The 18,809-nt window shown below is 66.9% G+C and carries 16 protein-coding genes; 2 read left to right on the top strand and 14 right to left on the bottom strand.

The window, feature by feature from the left end; genetic code table 11:
- Positions 1–89: 89 nt before the first annotated feature.
- Positions 90–5,954, bottom strand: coding sequence for an excinuclease ABC subunit UvrA (gene uvrA, locus DBV14_RS27500; protein WP_124464141.1), 5,865 nt, complete (start codon positions 5,952–5,954; stop codon positions 90–92).
- Positions 5,955–6,119: 165 nt separating this feature from the next.
- On the opposite strand from uvrA, the gene DBV14_RS27495 reads away from it, so the two are divergent.
- On the top strand, positions 6,120–7,232 hold the full coding sequence (locus DBV14_RS27495; protein ID WP_124464139.1) for an ABC transporter substrate-binding protein: 1,113 nt from the start codon (positions 6,120–6,122) through the stop codon (positions 7,230–7,232).
- A gap of 187 nt (positions 7,233–7,419) precedes the next feature.
- Positions 7,420–8,532, top strand: coding sequence for an ABC transporter substrate-binding protein (locus DBV14_RS27490; protein ID WP_185546143.1), 1,113 nt, complete (start codon positions 7,420–7,422; stop codon positions 8,530–8,532).
- Positions 8,533–8,546: 14 nt separating this feature from the next.
- Here the strand turns inward: DBV14_RS27490 and DBV14_RS33515 are convergent, their stop codons facing one another.
- The 13 genes from DBV14_RS33515 to DBV14_RS33650 form a co-directional block, all read right to left on the bottom strand.
- Entirely contained in the window at positions 8,547–8,696 is a 150-nt protein-coding gene (locus tag DBV14_RS33515; RefSeq protein ID WP_185546142.1) for a hypothetical protein, read from the bottom strand.
- A 121-nt stretch (positions 8,697–8,817) separates the two neighbouring features.
- Positions 8,818–10,512, bottom strand: a complete 1,695-nt coding sequence (locus tag DBV14_RS27485; protein WP_124464135.1) for an MFS transporter — start codon at positions 10,510–10,512, stop codon at positions 8,818–8,820.
- A 183-nt stretch (positions 10,513–10,695) separates the two neighbouring features.
- Positions 10,696–11,340 carry a 2-hydroxychromene-2-carboxylate isomerase gene (locus tag DBV14_RS27480; protein WP_124464133.1) on the bottom strand — a complete coding sequence of 215 codons (645 nt, stop codon included), beginning with the start codon at positions 11,338–11,340 and terminating at the stop codon, positions 10,696–10,698.
- Positions 11,337–11,630 (bottom strand): DUF1289 domain-containing protein, encoded by a 294-nt coding sequence (locus DBV14_RS27475; RefSeq protein WP_124464131.1) that lies wholly within the window; start codon positions 11,628–11,630, stop codon positions 11,337–11,339. Before DBV14_RS27475 ends, DBV14_RS27480 begins: the two co-directional genes overlap by 4 nt.
- Positions 11,627–12,115, bottom strand: a complete 489-nt coding sequence (locus DBV14_RS27470; RefSeq protein ID WP_124464129.1) for a YbaK/EbsC family protein — start codon at positions 12,113–12,115, stop codon at positions 11,627–11,629. Before DBV14_RS27470 ends, DBV14_RS27475 begins: the two co-directional genes overlap by 4 nt.
- A 65-nt stretch (positions 12,116–12,180) precedes the next feature.
- Positions 12,181–12,618 (bottom strand): hypothetical protein, encoded by a 438-nt coding sequence (locus tag DBV14_RS27465; protein ID WP_124464127.1) that lies wholly within the window; start codon positions 12,616–12,618, stop codon positions 12,181–12,183.
- A gap of 173 nt (positions 12,619–12,791) precedes the next feature.
- A complete protein-coding gene (locus DBV14_RS27460) occupies positions 12,792–13,712 on the bottom strand; it encodes a hydroxymethylglutaryl-CoA lyase (RefSeq protein ID WP_124464125.1) in 921 nt (306 codons plus the stop codon).
- A 166-nt stretch (positions 13,713–13,878) separates the two neighbouring features.
- Entirely contained in the window at positions 13,879–15,048 is a 1,170-nt protein-coding gene (locus tag DBV14_RS27455) for an acyl-CoA dehydrogenase family protein (RefSeq protein ID WP_124464123.1), read from the bottom strand.
- Positions 15,045–16,286 (bottom strand): CaiB/BaiF CoA-transferase family protein, encoded by a 1,242-nt coding sequence (locus DBV14_RS27450; protein ID WP_124464121.1) that lies wholly within the window; start codon positions 16,284–16,286, stop codon positions 15,045–15,047. The genes DBV14_RS27455 and DBV14_RS27450 overlap by 4 nt, the downstream gene beginning before the upstream one ends.
- Positions 16,287–16,422: 136 nt before the next feature.
- Positions 16,423–17,448 (bottom strand): tripartite tricarboxylate transporter substrate binding protein, encoded by a 1,026-nt coding sequence (locus DBV14_RS27445; RefSeq protein WP_124464119.1) that lies wholly within the window; start codon positions 17,446–17,448, stop codon positions 16,423–16,425.
- 26 nt (positions 17,449–17,474) lie between these two features.
- Positions 17,475–17,885 carry a cupin domain-containing protein gene (locus tag DBV14_RS27440; RefSeq protein WP_124464118.1) on the bottom strand — a complete coding sequence of 137 codons (411 nt, stop codon included), beginning with the start codon at positions 17,883–17,885 and terminating at the stop codon, positions 17,475–17,477.
- Positions 17,882–18,631, bottom strand: coding sequence for an IclR family transcriptional regulator (locus tag DBV14_RS27435; protein ID WP_124464116.1), 750 nt, complete (start codon positions 18,629–18,631; stop codon positions 17,882–17,884). Before DBV14_RS27435 ends, DBV14_RS27440 begins: the two co-directional genes overlap by 4 nt.
- Positions 18,622–18,809: hypothetical protein (locus DBV14_RS33650; RefSeq protein ID WP_221621926.1), on the bottom strand; the 188-nt coding region annotated here is incomplete at its 5' end. The genes DBV14_RS33650 and DBV14_RS27435, both read right to left, overlap by 10 nt.

The following is an 18,809-nucleotide window of genomic DNA, read 5'->3' as shown; positions in this document are numbered from 1 at the left end:
CCACGAAAGGCCTATGCATTCAGGTGGAAAGGCGTGCGCGCAAACTGCCGCGCGCCTTTCCACGCGCTCTTCACGTTCCCGCCGAACCTTTAGCGCGCCAGCACCGGCGCCAGTGCCACGCCGGTGTGCGTGCCCAGCCGCACCACCTCTTCAGGCGGTGCCGCCGCCACGATGCGCCCGCCGGCGTTGCCGCCTTCGGGCCCCAGGTCGATGATCCAGTCGGCCTCGGCGATCACGTCGAGGTCGTGCTCGATCACCACCACGCTGTGGCCGCCGTTCACCAGCCGGTGCAACACGTGGATCAGCTTCTCGACGTCGGCCATGTGCAGGCCCACGGTCGGCTCATCGAGCACGTAGAGCGTGTGCGGCGCCTTCTGCCCGCGGCGCGTGATGTCGTCGCGCACCTTGGCCAGCTCGGTCACCAGCTTGATGCGCTGCGCCTCGCCGCCCGACAGCGTAGGCGACGGCTGGCCCAGCGTGAGGTAGCCCAGCCCCACGTCTTTCAGCAACTGCAGCGGATGGCTGATGTTGGGCATGGCCGCGAAGAACTCCACGGCTTCGTCCACTTCCATCTGCAGCACGTCGCCGATGCTCTTGCCGCGCCAGCTCACGGCCAGCGTCTCGGGGTTGAAGCGCGCGCCGTGGCAGACCTCGCAAGGCACCTTGACGTCGGGCAGGAAGCTCATCTCGATGGTGCGCACGCCGGCGCCATCGCACCCCGGGCAGCGGCCTTCGCCGGTGTTGAAGCTGAAGCGCGCCGGGCCGTAGCCGCGCGCCTTGGCTTCGAGCGTGTCGGCGAACAGCTTGCGGATGGTGTCCCAGAAGCCGATGTAGGTGGCCGGGCAGCTGCGCGGCGTCTTGCCGATGGGGGTCTGGTCGACTTCGAGCACGCGGTCGATGGCTTCGTAGCCGTCGACGCCGCTGCAGCCGGCCCACGCCGGGCGCTTGCCCGCGGCGTCGGCATCGCGGCCGGCCTTGGTCATGCGCTGGATGACGATGCCCTGCACGTTGGCCAGCAGCACGTCGCGCGCCAGCGTGGACTTGCCCGAGCCGCTGACGCCGGTGACCACCACGAGGCGATGCAGCGGCAGCGTGGCGGTGATGTCCTGCAGGTTGTGCAGGTCGGCGCCATGCACGGTGAGCCATGCGTTGGCTGTCGCGCCCTCTCCCTGACTTGCTCCCTCCCCTCCCGGGGGAGGGTTGGGGTGGGGGCTCGCGGCGCTTGCACGCCCGGCGCTCTTCTTCGAGGCCGTCGCGCCCCCTCCCCGGCCCTCCCCCGGAAGGGGAGGGAGAGGGACAAGACGCCGCGCCTGCAACGGATGCCTGATCGCATCGCGCAGATACCGCCCGGTCTGCGATTCGCCCGCCGCCTCGATGTCGCTCACCGAGCCTTCGGCCACCAGCCGCCCACCACGCTTGCCCGCGCTCGGACCGATGTCGATGATGTGGTCGGCACGGCGGATGGTGTCTTCGTCGTGCTCCACCACCACCAGCGTGTTGCCCTTCTCGCCGAGCTTGTGCAGCGCGTTCAGCAATATCTGGTTGTCGCGCGCATGCAGGCCGATGGTCGGCTCGTCGAGCACGTAGCACACGCCCTGCAGGTTGCTGCCGAGCTGCGCCGCCAGGCGGATGCGCTGGGCCTCGCCGCCGCTCAGCGTGGGCGCGCCACGGTCGAGCGTGAGGTAGCCCAGGCCCACCTCTTCGAGGAATTCGAGGCGGCTCTTGATTTCCGGCACCAGGTCGCGCGCGATTTCCGATTCGCGGCCCTTGAGCACCAGCCCTTCGAACCACTGCCGCACCTCGGTCACGCTCATGCGCGCCAGCTCGGTGATGCCGATGCCGCCGGAGCCGTCGGCCGCGGTGCCGAAGCCCACGGCGCGCGCCGTGGCGTTCAGGCGCATGCCCTGGCAGGTCGGACAGGCGGTGTCGGCCAGGTCTTCGACCTCGGGCTCGGCGAAGGTCTGTTCGCGGCCCTTGTTGTCGTCGTCGCGAATGGAGTCGTCGAAGACCTTGCGCTGGTCCTTGCTGAGCTTGACGCCCGTGCCCACGCAGTCGGGGCACCAGCCGTGCTTGCTGTTGTAGCTGAACAGGCGCGGGTCGAGCTCGGCATAGCTGGTGCTGCAGATCGGGCAGGCGCGCAGCGTGGAAAACACGTTGACGCGGCCAATGCCCACGGCCGACACGCCGGCCATCATCGCGGCGCGCAGGCCGTCGAGGTCGCTCAGCACATGCACCACGCCCTTGCCGTGTTCGAGCGCCCGGGTCAGCGCCTCGCGCAGCTCGGTCTCCTTGGAGGGCAGCACGTCGAGGCTGGCCACCGGCAGCTCGATGCTGTGCTCCTTGAAGCGGTCGATGCGCGGGAAGCCCGTGGTCGGCAGAAAGTCGCCGTCCACGCGCAGGTGGGTAAAGCCGCGCGGCCGCGCCCAGTCGGCCAGCTCGGTGTACACGCCCTTGCGGTTGCTCACCAGCGGCGCGAGCAGGCCGATGTGCTGGCCCTTGAAGTTGCGCATCAGCTGCGCGGCGATGCTGTCGGGCGTCTGCGGCTGCACGGCCGCGCCGTCGTGGATGCAATGCTGGATGCCCAGCTTGACGTACAGCAGGCGCAGGAAGTGCCACACCTCGGTGGTGGTGCCCACCGTGCTCTTGCGGCCGCCGCGCGACAGGCGCTGCTCGATGGCCACGGTCGGCGGAATGCCGTACACCGCATCGACCTCGGGCCGGCCCGCCGGCTGCACGATGCTGCGCGCATAGGCGTTGAGCGATTCCAGATACCGCCGCTGCCCTTCGTTGAACAGGATGTCGAAGGCCAGCGTCGACTTGCCCGAGCCGCTGACGCCCGTCACCACGCTGAACTTGCCGCGCGGAATATCGACGCTCAGGTTCTTCAGGTTGTGCTCGCGCGCATTCACGATCTCGATGGCGTTGCTGCCCGGCGCCGTCTTCGCGTTGGCGATGTAGCGGCGCGCCGCGCGCTCGGCCACCTTGTAGGCGTCGGGGCCGATGGCCAGTTCGTAGTCAGCCAGCGCCGCGCCGGTGAGCGAGGCGCGGTTCTCGCGCAACTGCTCGGGCGTGCCTTCGGCCACCACCTGGCCACCGCCCTCGCCGCCTTCGGGGCCGAGGTCGATCAGCCAGTCGCTCGCGCGGATCACGTCGAGGTTGTGCTCGATCACCACCAGCGAATGGCCGGCGTCGAGCAGCTTGCGCAGCGCGCGCATCAGCCGCGCGATGTCGTCAAAGTGCAGGCCGGTGGTCGGCTCGTCGAACAAAAACAGCGTGCCCTTGCGCGCGACCGACTGCTTGCTGGCGGTCGCGCTCTTCGCGGCCTCGGCCAGGAAGCCTGCGAGCTTCAGGCGCTGCGCCTCGCCGCCGGACAGCGTGGGCACGGGCTGGCCGAGCTTCACGTAGTCGAGCCCCACGTCGGAGATGGGCTGCAGCACGCGCAGCACGTCGCGGTCGGCCTCGAACACGCTGGCCGCTTCGGCCACGGTGAGGTCGAGCACGTCGGCCACGTTGTAGTTCTTGCCCTTGCGCTCCACGCGCACTTCAAGAATTTCGGGGCGGTAGCGCTTGCCGTCGCAATCGGGGCAGCGCAGGTACACGTCGGACAGGAACTGCATTTCGACGTGCTCGAAGCCCGAGCCGCCGCAGGTCGGGCAGCGCCCGTCGCCGGAGTTGAAGCTGAACTTGCTGGCCGTGTAGCCGCGCTGGCGCGACAACGCCGCCGTGGCAAAGATTTCGCGGATGGCGTCCCACGCGCCCACGTAGCTCGCGGGGTTGGAACGCGCCGTCTTGCCGATGGGCGACTGATCGACGAACACCACGTCGCCCAGGTGATCGGCACCGAGCATGCGGTCGTGCGCACCCGGCGTTTCGGTGGCCTTGCCGAAGTGGCGCATGAGCGCCGGCGCCAGCACGTCCTGAATGAGCGTCGACTTGCCGGAGCCGCTGACGCCGGTCACGCACACAAGGCGCGCCAGCGGAAACTCGACCGTGATGTTCTGCAGGTTGTGCTCGCGCACGCCTTCCAGGATGAGCCGGTGCGTGTTCTCGCTCACGAGCCGCTTGAAGCCCATGCCGATTTTCTTGCGCCCGCCCAGGTACTGGCCGGTGAGCGTGTCGGCGTCGCGCAGCATGTCTGTGGTGCCGTCGAACACGATCTGCCCGCCGCGGATACCGGGGCCGGGACCCATGTCGATCACGCGGTCGGCCGCCAGCATGACGGCCGGGTCGTGCTCGACCACCACCAGCGTGTTGCCGGCATCACGCAGGCGCAGCATGGCCTCGGTGATGCGGTTCATGTCGCGCGGATGCAGGCCGATGCTGGGCTCGTCGAGCACGAACAGCGTGTTGACCAGCGAAGTGCCAAGCGCCGTCGTGAGGTTGATGCGCTGCACCTCGCCGCCGCTCAGCGTGCGGCTCTGGCGGTCGAGCGTGAGGTAGCCGATGCCGACGTCGTGCAGGTAGCGCAGGCGCGTGGTGATTTCGTCGAACAGCAGCTTGAGGGCCTGCGTGTCGCCTTCGTTCGCGGCGTTGCCGTTGCCGTGGCGCTCCACGCGGTCGAAGAAGCGCCGCAGCCGTTCGATGGGCAGCAGCATCAGGTCATGCAGGCACAGGCCCGGCAAGGCCTCCAGTTGCGCGCGCGTCCACTTGGCGCCGGTTGGCATGAAGCGCTTTTCGGGCGGCAGCACCGCATCGGCGTGGTCCTTGCTGCCGATGCGCCAGATCAGGCTGTCGAGCTTCAGGCGCGCGCCGCTGCAGGTGGGGCACGGCGTGTAGCTGCGGTACTTCGACAAGAGCACGCGGATGTGCATCTTGTAGGCCTTGCTCTCCAGGTAGGCGAAGAAGCGGCGCACGCCGTACCACTGCTTGTTCCAGTTGCCTTCCTTGTAGTTGGGCGTGCCCTCGATCACCCAGTGCTTCTGCTCCTCGGTGAGTTTGTTCCAGGGCGTGTCGCGCGGAATGCCGGCGGCCTCGGCGTGGCGCATGAGGTCGTCCTGCGCTTCTTTCCAGGCCGGCGTCTGGATGGTCTTGATGGCACCGGCGCGCAGCGTGAGCTTGTCGTTCGGGATCACCAGGCCCAGGTCGACGCCGATCACGCGGCCGAAGCCGCGGCAGGTGTCGCAGGCGCCCACGGCCGAGTTGAACGAGAACATCGACGGAATCGGGTCGGCGTAGCGGATGTCGCTCTCGGGGCAATGCAGCCCGGTCGAGAACTTCCACACATCGGGCGGCGTGGACTCGTCGGCCGCCAGCGCATGCACCGTGACGCGCCCGCTGCCGCGCTTCAGCGCCACCTCGATGGCCTCGACCACGCGGGCCCGCTCGCCGCTCGACACGCGGAAGCGGTCGGCCACCACGTCGAGCACCTTGCGCGGCCCGGTGGGCGTGGCCACCTCGCGCTCTGACTGCACGCGCGTGAAGCCGCTGGCCGACAGCCACTGCGTAACCTCGTCGGCGGTGGTGCTGGCCGGCAACTCGACCGGGAAGGTGACCACCAACCGCGGATCGCCCGCGGCGGCCGCGCGCTCGACGATCTGCGCATAGATGCTGTCGGGCGAATCGTGCCGCACCGGCAGCGCGGTCTCGCGGTCGAACAGATTGGCCGCGCGCGCGAACAACAGCTTCAGGTGGTCGTTCAGCTCGGTCATGGTGCCGACCGTGGAGCGCGACGAGCGCACCGGGTTGGTCTGGTCGATGGCAATGGCGGGCGGCACGCCCTCCACCTTGTCGACGGCCGGCTTGTCCATGCGGTCCAGGAACTGGCGGGCGTAGGCGGAGAAGGTCTCCACGTAGCGCCGCTGGCCTTCGGCATAGAGGGTGTCGAACACGAGACTCGATTTGCCCGAGCCGCTGGGCCCGGTTACCACGGTCATCTCGCCAGTGCGGATGTCGAGGTCGAGGTTCTGGAGATTGTGCTGGCGCGCGCCGCGAATCCGGATGGAGCCCTGTGTCATGAGTGCCTTGGGGGGTGGGGCAAACATTCTAGGGAGTGACCCGTGACGTCCTTGTGCAGTGCGTCACAAGCTTGGTGCCTGCGCAGGGGTTTGTCTGGATGGCATTGAAGACACTTTCAGAAACAAATACGACGTTTGTTTGCATAAATTTCCGGAGAGGTTTCCATGACGAAGATGCGCGCGCTTTGCGCCACCGCCCTGCTGGCACTGACCGCCATGAGCGCGTCGGCCCAGCTGCTGATCGGCCAGACCGCGGGCATGACCGGCTCGGTGGCCGCCAGCGTGAACGAGACCATCGGCGGCGCGCAACTGGTGATCGACGCGGCCAATGCCCAGGGCGGCATCCATGGCGAGAAGATCGAGGTGCTGCGCATGGACGACGGCTTCGACGTCAAGCGCGCCGGCGAGAACGCCCGCATCCTCATCGAAGACAAGAAGGTGCTGGCGCTCTTCATGAGCCGCGGCACGCCGCATTCGCAGGCCATCATTCCGTGGCTCGACAAGAACGACGTGGCGCTCATCGGCCCGTCCACCGGCGCGATGGTGCTGCACAAGCCGCTGCAAAAGCACGTGTTCAACGTGCGCGCCACCTACCAGCGCGAGGCCGAGAAGGCGGTGCAGCACCTGCTGACCATCGGCCTCACGCGCATTGCCGTGGTCTACGTGACCGACTCGTTCGGGCAAGACGCGCTCGAAGGCGCCATGACCGGCTTCGCCAAGGGCAAGGCCAAGCCCATCGTGACGGTGCCCGCCGACCGCGACAAGCCCGACTACAAGGCCATCGTGCCGGCCATCAAGGACGCCAACGCACAGGCCGTGCTGTGGATCGGCTCCGGCGTGGCGGTGGTCGATGGCATCAAGGCGCTGCGCGCCGCCGGCTCCGCGGCGCAGGTGGTCACGCTGTCGAACAACGCGTCGTCGGGCTTCATCAAGCAGCTGGGCGAGGCCAGCAGAGGCGTGATCGTCACGCAGGTGTTCCCGAGCGAACGCGCCATCGGCCAGCCGATGGTGAAGGAAGCCCTGGCGCTGGCGAAGGCCAAGGGCCAGGCCGAGCTGTCGCCGGCCGCGCTCGAAGGCTTTGCCTCGGCCAAGATCCTGGTGGAGGCACTGCGCCGCGCGGGCCCCAAGCCCACGCGCGCCAAGGTGGTCGCAGCGCTGGAAACCATCCGCGGCTACGACCTGGGCGGCGGGCTGGAGGTGAGCTATTCGCCGACCGACCACAGCGGGATCGACTTCGCGGACCTGTCGATCATCAGCGACGGGCGCTTCAAGCGCTGAGCTTCACCCCCTCCACGCCCGCCACACCCCATGCAAGCGGCCCGCCGGTCACACGGCGGGCCGCTTCTTTTTGGACGCTGGAAACAATGGTTTGACAGGGTTTCCGCGATCTAGCGATTTGTCACTTTCAGCAACACATTACACACCTGCTGACAGGGGCGTTCGCCTCGCGGAAAGGCTTTGCTTGATGAAGAAGACGTTCACGTCCTGCGCCGTTGCGCTTCTCCTGGCGACGGTGGTTCCCTGTGCATCGGCACAGATCCTCATCGGCCAGTCGGCCGACCTGTCGGGGCCGGTGGCGGCCAGCGTGAAGGAAACCATCATGGGCTCGCAACTGGTCATCGACCAGGTGAATGCCCAGGGCGGCATCAACGGCGAGCAGATCGAGGTGATCCGGCTGGACGATGGCCTCGATGCCAAGCGCTCGCTGGAAAACTCGCGCATCCTGATCGAAGACAAGAAGGTCGTGGCGCTGCTGCTGAACCGCGGCACGCCCAATACGCTGGCGGTGATTCCGCTGCTCGAAAAATACGGCGTGGCGCTGGTCGGCCCCTCGACCGGCGCCATGGCACTGCACAAGCCGCTGCAGAAGAACATCTTCAACGTGCGCTCGACCTACCAGCGCGAGGCCGAAAAGGCCGTGCAGCATTTGCAGACCACCGGTATCCAGCGCATTGCCGTGGTGCAGGCCGACGACTCGTTCGGCAAGGACGCAATGGAAGGCGCGACCAAGGGCTTCGAGAAAGCCAACCTCAAGCCCATCGTGCTGGCACTGGCCGACCGCAACAAGCCGGACTACGCGGCCATCATTCCGCAGCTGACCAAGGCCAATGCACAGGCCGTGCTGTGGATCGGCTCGGGCACCGCGGTGACCGAAGGCGTGAAGGCGCTGCGCGCCGCGGGCTCGGCGGCGCAGATCATCACGCTGTCGAACAACGCGGCCTCGGGCTTCATCAAGGAACTGGGCTCGGCCAGCGCGGGCGTGATCGTCACGCAGGTGCTGCCCTACGAGCGCTCGTTCGGCCACCCGCTCATCAAGGAAGCGATGGCGCTCGCCAAGGCCAAGGGCCAGAACGAGTTGTCGCCCGCGCTGCTCGAAGGCTTCGTGGCCACCAAGGTGATGGTGGAGGCACTGCGCCGCACCGGGCCGAAGCCCACGCGCGCCAAGCTCATCGCCACGCTCAACGGCTTCCAGTACGACCTGGGCGGCGGGCTCGACGTGAGCTACTCGCCGACCGACCACACGGGCATCGACTACGTCGACCTGTCGATCGTGAGCGACGGCCGCTTCAAAAGGTAGGCTCGCCCCCAGGCTTACTTCGGCGCGGCGGCCGGCGCGGGTTCGTGGGTGGCCGAATCGCCGCCGTGCTTTTCGCCCGACATGTCGACCTTGTCGCCGGCCTTGGAGATCACGTACAGCGAGATGGCGGCAAAGATGACGAAGCCGACGACGATTTTCCACATGGGTGTTGTCTCCTGAATGGGTGATGGATGAATGAATGCGTTCAAGAAAAAGGCCTCATGCCGCGTGGCATGAAGCCTCTTTGTTGAACGGAGGGCCGAAGCCCTCCCTTGCGGCTGGAACTCAGTCGTTGGCGTAGATGTCCACGTCCTTGGTTTCGCGGATGAACAGCGTGCCGATCACCAGCGTGATGCCCGCGATGATGATCGGGTACCAGAGGCCGTTGTACATGTTGCCGGTCGACGCCACGATGGCGAAGGCCGTGGTCGGCAGCAGGCCACCGAACCAGCCGTTGCCGATGTGGTACGGCAGGCTCATCGAGGTGTAGCGGATGCGTGTGGGGAACAGTTCGACCAGCATCGCGGCGATGGGACCGTAGACCATGGTCACCAGCAGCACCAGCCAGAACAGCAGCAGGATGGTCAGCACCTTGTTGATCTTCGCGGGGTCGGCCTTGGCCGGGTAGCCCGCGATCTTCAGGTCTTCGGCCACGCCCTTCTTGAAGGCCGCGATTTCCTTGGCGGAGCCTTCGTCGAACTTGGAGTTCACGACGTTGCCCACGGGCGCCTCGACCGTCTTGTCGCCGATCTTCACGACGGCCTTCGAGCCCGGTGCACCGGCCACGTTCTCATAGCTCACCGAGTTCTGCACCAGGTAGCGCTTGGCGATGTCGCACGAGCTCTTGAAGTCGATCTCGCGGGCCACCGGGTTGCCCTGGAACGAGCAGGTCGCCGGATCGGCCGTCACCGTGACGCCGGCCGTGGCTTGCGCGCGGGCCAGGTCGGGGTTGGCGGCTTCGGTCAGCATCTTGAAGACCGGGAAGTAGGTGACCACGGCCAGCAGGCAGCCGGCCATGATGATCGGCTTGCGGCCGATCTTGTCCGACAGCGTGCCGAAGATCACGAAGAACGGCGTGCCCAGCAGCAGTGCCGCGGCAATCATCAGGTTGGCCGTGGTCGCATCGACCTTCAGTTGCGCAGTCAGGAAGAACAGCGCGTAGAACTGGCCCGAGTACCACACCACCGCCTGGCCCGCCGTGAGGCCGACCAGCGCAAGAATGACGATCTTCAGGTTCTTCCATTCGCCGAACGATTCGGACAGCGGCGCCTTCGAGGTCTTGCCCTCGGCCTTCATCTTCTGGAACGCGGGCGACTCCGACAGCGTCAGGCGAATCCACACCGAGATGCCCAGCAGCAGGATCGACACCAGGAACGGAATGCGCCAGCCCCAGTCGTTGAACACCGCTTCGCCCAGGCCTTCGCGCACGCCCAGGATGACGATCAGGCTCAGGAACAGGCCGAGCGTGGCCGTGGTCTGGATCCACGAGGTGTACGCGCCGCGCTTGCCGTGCGGCGAGTGCTCGGCCACGTAGGTGGCGGCACCGCCGTACTCGCCGCCGAGCGCCAGGCCCTGCAGCATGCGCAACGCGATCAGGATCACCGGCGCGGCAACGCCGATGGTCGCGTAGCTGGGCAGCAGGCCGACGATGAAGGTCGACAGGCCCATGATCAAAATCGTCACCAGGAAGGTGTACTTGCGGCCGATCATGTCGCCCAGGCGGCCGAACACGATGGCACCGAACGGACGCACCAGGAAGCCAGCGGCAAACGCCAGCAGTGCAAAGATGAAGGCGGCGCCCGCATCCAGCCCGCTGAAGAACTGCTTCGCAATGATCGCGGCCAGCGAGCCGTAAAGGTAGAAGTCGTACCACTCGAACACAGTGCCGAGGGAGGAAGCGAAGATGACCTTCTTTTCCTCCGCGGACATGGGCCGGGGGGCCGGATGCGGCACTCCCCGTGAATCTAGTGTGGCTGCCATTGGTCGTCTCCTGTTTAGATATGCGTTCATGCGGTGCCCGGCATTTGCGGGACCGTGAGGCATTCTTGGAGGCGCGACTGACCCGAGCCTTTCGCGAAACTGAACCGGTGCTTACGAATTAAGGTGAAACCCGCGGAGCGCGTTTCAGCCTGTAAGAAATCGAAACCCTGCTCGGGTTTGTCCTCAGCCCTTGCTGCTGCGCAACAAAGACGGGCGCTGGTCCGCGGCGGCCCATTGCGGGCCGTCGAACCACGCATCGCCCGACAGGTACGCGCGCAGCATCGCCAGGCCGTCGAAGCCCCAGAACAGCCGGCCATCGACCACATAGGCTGGCGTGCCGAACACGCCGAGCTGCAGCGCTTCGTCGGTGTTGCGCTTGAGCAGGGCCTTGCTCTCTTCGCTGCCGGCTTCGCGCTTCGGCTTGAGCTGTTCGGTCAGCGCGGCAAGGCGCGTGGCGTCGGCCGCTTCTTCTCCGCCGCGCCACACGTGGCGAAAGATGGTCTCGGCCACGAGGCGGCTGATGCTGCCGTCGTCGCCGGTGGCCACCGCGAGCCGCAGGTGCGCCAGCGGGTTGTAGGGATGCGAGGCCGGCATCTCGATGGGAATGCCGTGCGTGTGGCCCAGCCACAGCACGTGGCGGTAGGTCCAGCTGCGCTTCGAAGGAATTTCCGCCGGGCCGAGCTGGCCGTGCTGCTTGAGCAGCGCGCCCAGCAGCACCGGCTTGTAGGCCACGCTGTAGCTCAGGCCTTCGAGCGCCTCGGGCAGGTGCTCGAACGCGAGATGCGCGTAGGGCGAGATGAAGTCGAGATAGAAATCGATGTGCTTCATGCGTGGGTGTCTCCGGATGCGGCTTCCGCTGCCTCTGCTGCTTCTGCTTCCGGGGCGCGCCAGATGCCGGCCCGGGCCCGCAACTCTATCGCGCGCCAGACGTGGCGCCGGGCCTCGTCTTCCATCTTGCTCCAGCCCGCGATCTCGGGAATGGTGCGAAGGCAGCCCTCGCAGAAGCCGCTCAGGCGGTCCATGCGGCAGACCGAGGTGCAGGGCGAAGGCACGTCTTCCGGCAGGCCGCGCACGGCCACCGCGCGCCCGGCCAGCGTTTGCGCTTCGGCGAAGTTCACACCACGTCCGCCACCGGCGCGCCGGTCAGCGTTTCGAGGTCTTGCGGGCGCAACTGGAACACCGCGTGCGGATGGCCCGCGGCGGCCCAGATTTCCTCGAAGCGGAACAGCTCGCGGTCGATCAGCACCACCGGCTTGTTCACATGCCCCACCGGCGACACGCCGCCGATGGTGAAGCCGGTGCGCGCCTTCACGAACTCGGCATCGGCGCGGCCTGTCTTGCCGACCAGCGCATCGACTTTCTTCTCGTCCACGCGCTTGTCGCCCGAGGTGATGACCAGCACCGCCACCTCGTCGCTCTTGCGGCGAAAGATGATGCTCTTGGCAATCTGCCCGACCGAAATGCCGAGCGCATCGGCGGCCTGCTGCGCAGTGCGGCAGGCGTCGTCGAGCATGCGTGGGGAATGGGGATGCCCGGCGTCCTGCAGCACGCGGGACACGCGTTGCACGCCTTCGGGGAGGGAATGGAGTTCAGAGCCGCACATGCGTTCGAATCTATCAGGCCCCGAGTGGTCGTGCAGCAGACGGGATTGGATACGGCTCGGTCCGTTCAATGGAACAAGATGCTCATCAGAATGATCAGGACGAGCAATTCGAGGAGCAGCCAGCCAGCGTAATCTTCGTTGCGCGCGTCCTTGTGGCCATCGACTGGCGCCACGCTGGCGTCTCCCGACCTAGGCGAGGGCAACTCGTTCTGATTGCCCGCCTGTTTTTTCTTGCTTTTCCTTGGCTTGCTTTGCTTCGTTTTTTGGGGGTCGCGAAGGTAGTCTCGATTTTTGCAAAAGCCCGATACCGTATTCCAAGCAAGCCACAACAAGTACGGGCCGAGCAGGGAGAACAGCACCATGTAGGACTTGGGGCACTGCTCGAAGTGGCTACATGCGGTGCCGGAACCACTCGCCCAGGCCGCATTACCCCAAAGCGTCATGCAAACAAAGAAAGCGCAACGCAGTCTTCGAAAGACTTCAATTTCTTTGGACTCGCCCATCGGATGCTCTCCCAGTGACAGAGGGAGAGTTGTACGCGCATGACCTCGATGACGCGGTCTCGCGAGTCAGGGGACTCGGCAGTCCTTCACGATGCCACGTGATATCTGCCTCACCATCCGTGGCCCCGCTCGCGCGAAGCAGCCACTCAGGCGGCCCCGAGAGCCAGCCCTGCTTATCCGGCCCGCTTGGTGCGGATGGCCTTCGACGCACGCGAGTTCGGCTCGCGGCCCAGCGCTTCGCTGATGTACACGCCCGCGTCGATCAGCTTGTCGAGGTCGATGCCGGTCTCGATGCCCATGCCGTGCAGCATGTAGACCACGTCTTCGGTCGCGACATTGCCCGTCGCGCCCTTCGCGTAGGGACAGCCGCCGAGGCCGGCCGAGGACGACTGGAAGTTCCACACACCCAGCTCGAGCGCCGCCAGCGTGTTGACCAGCGCCTGCCCGTAGGTGTCGTGAAAGTGGCCGGAGATGGCATCGACATCGAAGTGCGCCAGCGTGGCCTGCATTGCCGCCTGCACCTTGCGCGGCGTGCCCACGCCGATGGTGTCGGCCACGTCCACGCGCTGCACGCCGATGCCCTTCATCAGTTGCGCGAGGTAGCCGACCTTGGCTGGAGCGATCTCGCCTTCGTAAGGGCAGCCGACCGTGCACGACATGGCGCCGCGCACGTGGATGCCCTTCTCGCGCGCCGCGGCCACCACGGGCGCGAAGCGCTCGATGCTCTCGGCGATGGAGCAGTTGATGTTCTTCTGGCTGAAGGCCTCGCTGGCGGCACCGAACACCACGATCTCGTCGGGCCACTCTTCGCGCGGCGCGGCGATGGCAGCCTCGAAGCCCTTCATGTTGGGCGTGAGCACCGAATAGAGCACGCCGGGCTTGCGCACGATGCCGTGCATGACCTCGGCGTTGTCGGCCATCTGCGGCACCCACTTCGGACTCACGAAGCTGGTGACCTCGATCTCCATGAGCCCGGCGTCCTGCAGGCGGTGCACGAGGCCGATCTTGATGTCGGCGGAAACGGGCTGCTTTTCGTTCTGCAGGCCGTCGCGCGGGCCAACGTCGACAAGCTTGACTTGGGTGGGGAGTTTCATGGGATGTCTCTTGTGTCGCGGGAGGATGAGAAACCGCCGCCCATTGTCCGACACATGGAAATGCCCTGCTTGGTACACAACTCGCGGAAGGTAGCAATGCGCGCCTGTGTGGTTGCAAATGGTGCCAGCCGCGCGCAGCCGGGTGCGCCCCGGCTGCGGTGAAGGATCAGTATGACTTCGGCAACCCCAGCGCCTTCTCTGCGATGAAGTTCAGGATCATCTGCGGACTGACCGGCGCGATGCGCGGAATGTAGCTCTCGCGCAGCAGCCGCTCGACGTGGTATTCCTTCGCATAGCCCATGCCGCCGAGCGTGAGCACGGCGTTCTGGCAGGCGTCGTGCGCCGCCTCGGCCGCCAGGTACTTGGCGGCGTTGGCCTCGATGCCGCAGGGCTCGCCCGCGTCGTACAGCGTGGCTGCCTTGAACACCATCAGGTCGGCTGCCTCGAGGTTGGCCCAGGCACGCGCGAGCGGATGCGCCACGCCCTGGTTCTGGCCGATGGGCCGGCCGAACACCACGCGCTCCTGCGCGTACTGCGAGGCGATGCGCAGCGCCGCGCGGCCGATGCCGATGGCCTCGGCTGCGATCAATATGCGCTCGGGGTTCAGGCCGTGCAGGATGTATTCGAAGCCGCGCCCTTCCTCGCCGATGCGGTCTTCTTCGGGCACTGCAAGCCCGTCGATGAAGAGCATGTTCGAGTCGACCGCCGCACGCCCAAGCTTGTGGATCTCGCGCACCTCGACCTTGCTGCGGTCGAGCGGCGTGTAGAACAGCGTGAGGCCCTGCGTGGGCTTCTTCACCTGGTCCAGCGGCGTGGTGCGCGTGAGGATCAGCATGCGGTCGGCCACCTGCGCGGTCGATATCCAGATCTTGCGGCCATGCAGCAGGTAGCCGCCATCGGGCTGGCGCACCGCCTGCGTCTTCAGGCTCGTGGTGTCCAGGCCCGCGTCGGGCTCGGTCACGGCGAAGCAGGCTTTCTCGGTGCCCGCGATCAGTGGCGGCAGGAAGCGCTGGCGCTGTTCCTCGCTGCCGAACACCACCACCGGGTTGAGTCCGAAGATGTTCATGTGCACCGCCGACGCACCCGACATGCCCGCGCCCGACGCGCTGATGGCACGCATCATCAGCGCCGCCTCGGTGATGCCGAGCCCCGCGCCGCCCTGCGCCTCGGGCATGGCGATGCCGAGCCAGCCGCTTTCGGCCACGGCGCGGTGGAACGCGTGCGGAAACACGGCGCGGTCGTCATGGTCGCGCCAGTAGTCGGCGGGAAAGTCTTCGCACAGCCGTTCGATGGCCGCGACCAGCGAGCGCTGGTCTTCGTCGAGAGAGAAGTTCATGAGGGGTCGTTGTCGTCGTCCGTGGAGGGGTTCGGTGCCGGTTGCAGCGTCACGCCGTTCGCGAGCATCCGTTCGATGGCTGCGTCGGCGTAGCCCGCTTCGCGCAGCAGCTCGACGCTCTGCTCGCCGATGCGCGGCGCGGGGCGGCGAATGGCGGCGGGCGTGGCGCTGTAGCGGCCGACCGGCGCCAGGGTGCGGATGCGGCCTTCGCTCGGGTGATCGAACTCGGGAAAGAAATCGACGGCGCGCAGGTGCGGGTCGTCGAGCAGGCTCTCGGTGGTGTGCAGGCGCGCGACCGGAATGTCGGCGGCTTCGAGCGCGGCCATCCATTCGTCGCTGCCGCGCGTGGCCATCACCTCGGCCACGAAGGCGTACACAGCGCCGATGTTGGCGGCGCGCGCCGTGTGCGTGCCGAACATCGGCGAGGCGCGCAGTTCGGGCCGGCCGATCACGTCGAAGAAGGCCTGCCAGTGCTTGTCGTTGTAGATGAGCACGCCAAGGTAGCCGTCGGCCGTGGCGTAGGGCTTGCGGTGCTCCGCCAGCAGGCGCGCATAGCCGGTGGGGCCGAGCGGCGGCTCGAAGCTGTGGCCGCCCAGGTGGTCGCCCATCACGAACTGCGAAAGCGCCTCGAACATCGGCACCTCGACCGCCTGGCCCTTGCCGGTGCGCTGCGCGTGCAGCACGGCGGCAAGCAGCGCGATGGCGGCCTGCAAGCCGACGGCGCGGTCGGCCAGCGTGACGGGCGCGTAGCGCGGCGCACCGCCGCTTTGCTGCGCGAACAGCGAGGCCACGCCGGCCGCGCCCTGGATCAGGTCGTCGTACGCGGGCTTGCCGGCGTAGGGGCCTTCTTCGCCGTAGCCGAAGGCACCGAGGTAGACGATCTTCGGGTTCACCGCGGACACTGCCGCGTAGTCGAGCCCGAGCCGCGCCATCGCTTGCGGGCGCGTGTTGTAGATGAGCGCATCGCACCCCGCCGCAAGCTTCAGGCAGGCTTCGCGGCCCTCGGGCTGCTTCAGGTCGAGCACGATCGAACGCTTGTTGCGGTTGAGGTGCATCGCCATCGCGCCCATGCCGGCGTGGCGCATCGGCCCGACCGCGCGCAGGTTGTCGCCGGCGGGGGGCTCGACCTTGACGATGTCGGCGCCGAGATCTCCCAGCGTCTGCGTGGCGTAGGGGCCCATCACCACGGCCGTGAGGTCGAGGATGCGGATGCCTTCGAGGGGTCCGTTGGTGTTCATGCCTTGGTCTTCGCTCCTTCCCCTTCCGGGGGAAGGTTGGGATGGGGGCAGGCAGAGCGACCAATAGGTACGCCGCTTGCCCCCACCCCTGCCCTCCCCCGGAAGGGGAGGGAGAAATTCAAATTCAACACCCTGCTCATTCGGGTTGAATGCCCGCGGCCTGGATCAGCTTCTTCCACTTCGCCAGCTCCGACACCGTGAACGCGCCCAGCTCTTCCGGCGTGCTGCCGAACGCATCGAAGCCCAGCTTCGCGACGCGCTCGCGAAACGGCACGCCGTTCGCCATGTCCGACAGCGCCTTGTTGAGCTTCAGCACGATGTCGCGCGGCGTGCCGGCCGGTGCGAACACGCCGTTCCACGAGGTGATGTCGAAGCCTTTCAGCTCCGGCGTGTCGGCCAGCGGCGGCAGCTCGGGAAAGAGCTTGGTGCGCTCCTGCGTGGTGACGGCAATCGCGCGCATCTTGCCGGCCTTCACCGTGGCAAGGCCCGCGGCCAGGTCGACCACCATCATTGATACCTGCCCGCCGATCAGGTCGGCAATGGCCGGCGGCGTACTCTTGTAGGGCACGTGCAGCATGGGAATGCCGCTCATGCGCGACAGCGTGGCGCCGCAGACGATGCCGGTGCTGTTGCCACTTGCATAGGTCAGCTTGCCGGGATGCGCGCGGCCCCAGGCCAGCAACTCGGCCACGCTCTTCACCGGCAGGTCGTTGTTGACCACCAGCATGAACGGCAGGTTGCCCATGCGGCTGACCGGCGCGAAGTCTTTCACCGGGTCGTAGGGCAGCGACTTCATCAGGCTCGGGTTGGCCGAGTGCGTGGTGTTGGTGGTCATGAACAGCGTGTAGCCGTCGGGCGCCGCCTTGGCCACCGCCTCGGCGCCGATCACGCCGTTGGCGCCCGCCTTGTTGTCGACGATGACCGAGCCCTTCAGCGCCTCGCCGAGCATCTGCCCCGTGATGCGCGCCACCGCGTCGGTGCCGCTGCCGGCCGCGAAGGGCACGACGATGCGGATCGGCTGCTTCGGGTAGCCCTCCTGTGCAAAGGCCCATGGCGCGGCGCCGGCAAGGCCTGCGGCGGCACCGATGGAAATGAAACGGCGGCGGCTTGCCACCGCGACTGCTTTTTCTTCTTCAGTCGCGTTCTTCGTTGTCTGCTGCATGTGCTTGTCTCCGGGTTGTTGTCGGTTCAGGGCCGGATCACGCGCTCCGGCGATTCCTCGTACGGCGGGCTGTAGATGACCAGCACGCGCACCGGCTCGTCGCTCACCACCGTGAAGGTGTGCATGGCGTCGGCCGGAAAAAAGCAGCTGTCGCCGGGGCTCAGCTCCTGCCGCTGGCCGCCCACCTCGGCGACCGCGCGGCCTTCGAGCATGTAGCAGACCTGCTCGATGCCCGGGTGCGCATGCGGCAGCGCGCCCTTGCCCTTCTGGATGTGGCCCACCAACACTTCGAGCTGCTTCGCGCCCACGGTCTCGGGGCCAATCAGCCGCTTGTTCAGCGTGCCGGTGTGGTTGGCCGGGTGGTAGCCGGCGATGTCGGCTTCGCGGACGAAGTAGCGGGGTGCAGTGGCGGTGTTGGTGGCAGTGGGCGTGTTCATCGTGGGTTCTCTGTCTTGGGTTCGATAGCAAGGCAGGCCGAGCGCAGCATGGCCGCGATGTCTTCGATGCGCGCCTCCATGCGGTAGCGCGGGCCGGCGACGGAAATGGCATAGGCCTCGCCCCCGATGCGCAGCGGCCATGCCAGGCCGATGAGGTCGGGAATGCTTTCGCCGAGGTTGCCGTACCAGCCGCGCGCAACGGAGCGCTGCAGCTCGGCCTCGATGGCGTCGGCGGTGGTGAGCGTGGCGTCGGTCAGCGGCGCCAGCGTCATGCCGTCGAGCAGCTTGCGGCGCGCCTCGGGGGCGAGCGTGGACAGCAGCGCGCGGCCCAGCGAGTTGGCATAGGCGGGGCGCGTTTCGCCGGACTCGGCCGAGTAGCGAATGGCCTGCGGTGCGCTGAGCACTTCCAGGTAGACGACCTGGCCCGCATCGCGGAATTTGCCGAACACGACGGTTTCGCGCGCGGCGTCGCGCAGTTCTTCGAGGGTGGCCTTGACGCGGTCGAGCACGGGGTCGTGCGCGGCAATGACCTGCGCCATGGCGAGCAGCCTGCCTGTGGGGTAGTAGCCCTGGCGGCGGCCGGTTTCGTACATGTAGCCCTGTTCTTCGAGGGTACGGATGAGGCCGAGGCAGCTCGACACGGGCATGTCGAGGAGCCGTGCCATTTCGGAGAGCGCGAGGGGCTGTTTCTCCCGGGCGAAGAGTTCGACGATCTCGATGACGCGGAATGCAGTTTTCACAACCATGAATTAATTTTCACACTTGTGAAAAACAAAGCGATCAGGGTTTCCCCTGTCGAATGTCTGTCGTTCGAGGCGCTGCTCTTCAGGGCGCCGTGTGGCGCGCAGCTAATACGAGCGCAGTTGTTGGGAGCGGGTGCGGGCGCGGGGTCATTCAGGGCGCGTGCGAATGACACCGGGTACT

The sequence above is a fragment of the Variovorax sp. KBW07 genome (genome assembly GCF_003852515.1).
Classification (GTDB): Bacteria; Pseudomonadota; Gammaproteobacteria; order Burkholderiales; family Burkholderiaceae_C; genus Variovorax.
This window is presented reverse-complemented; position numbering and strand designations above follow the sequence as displayed.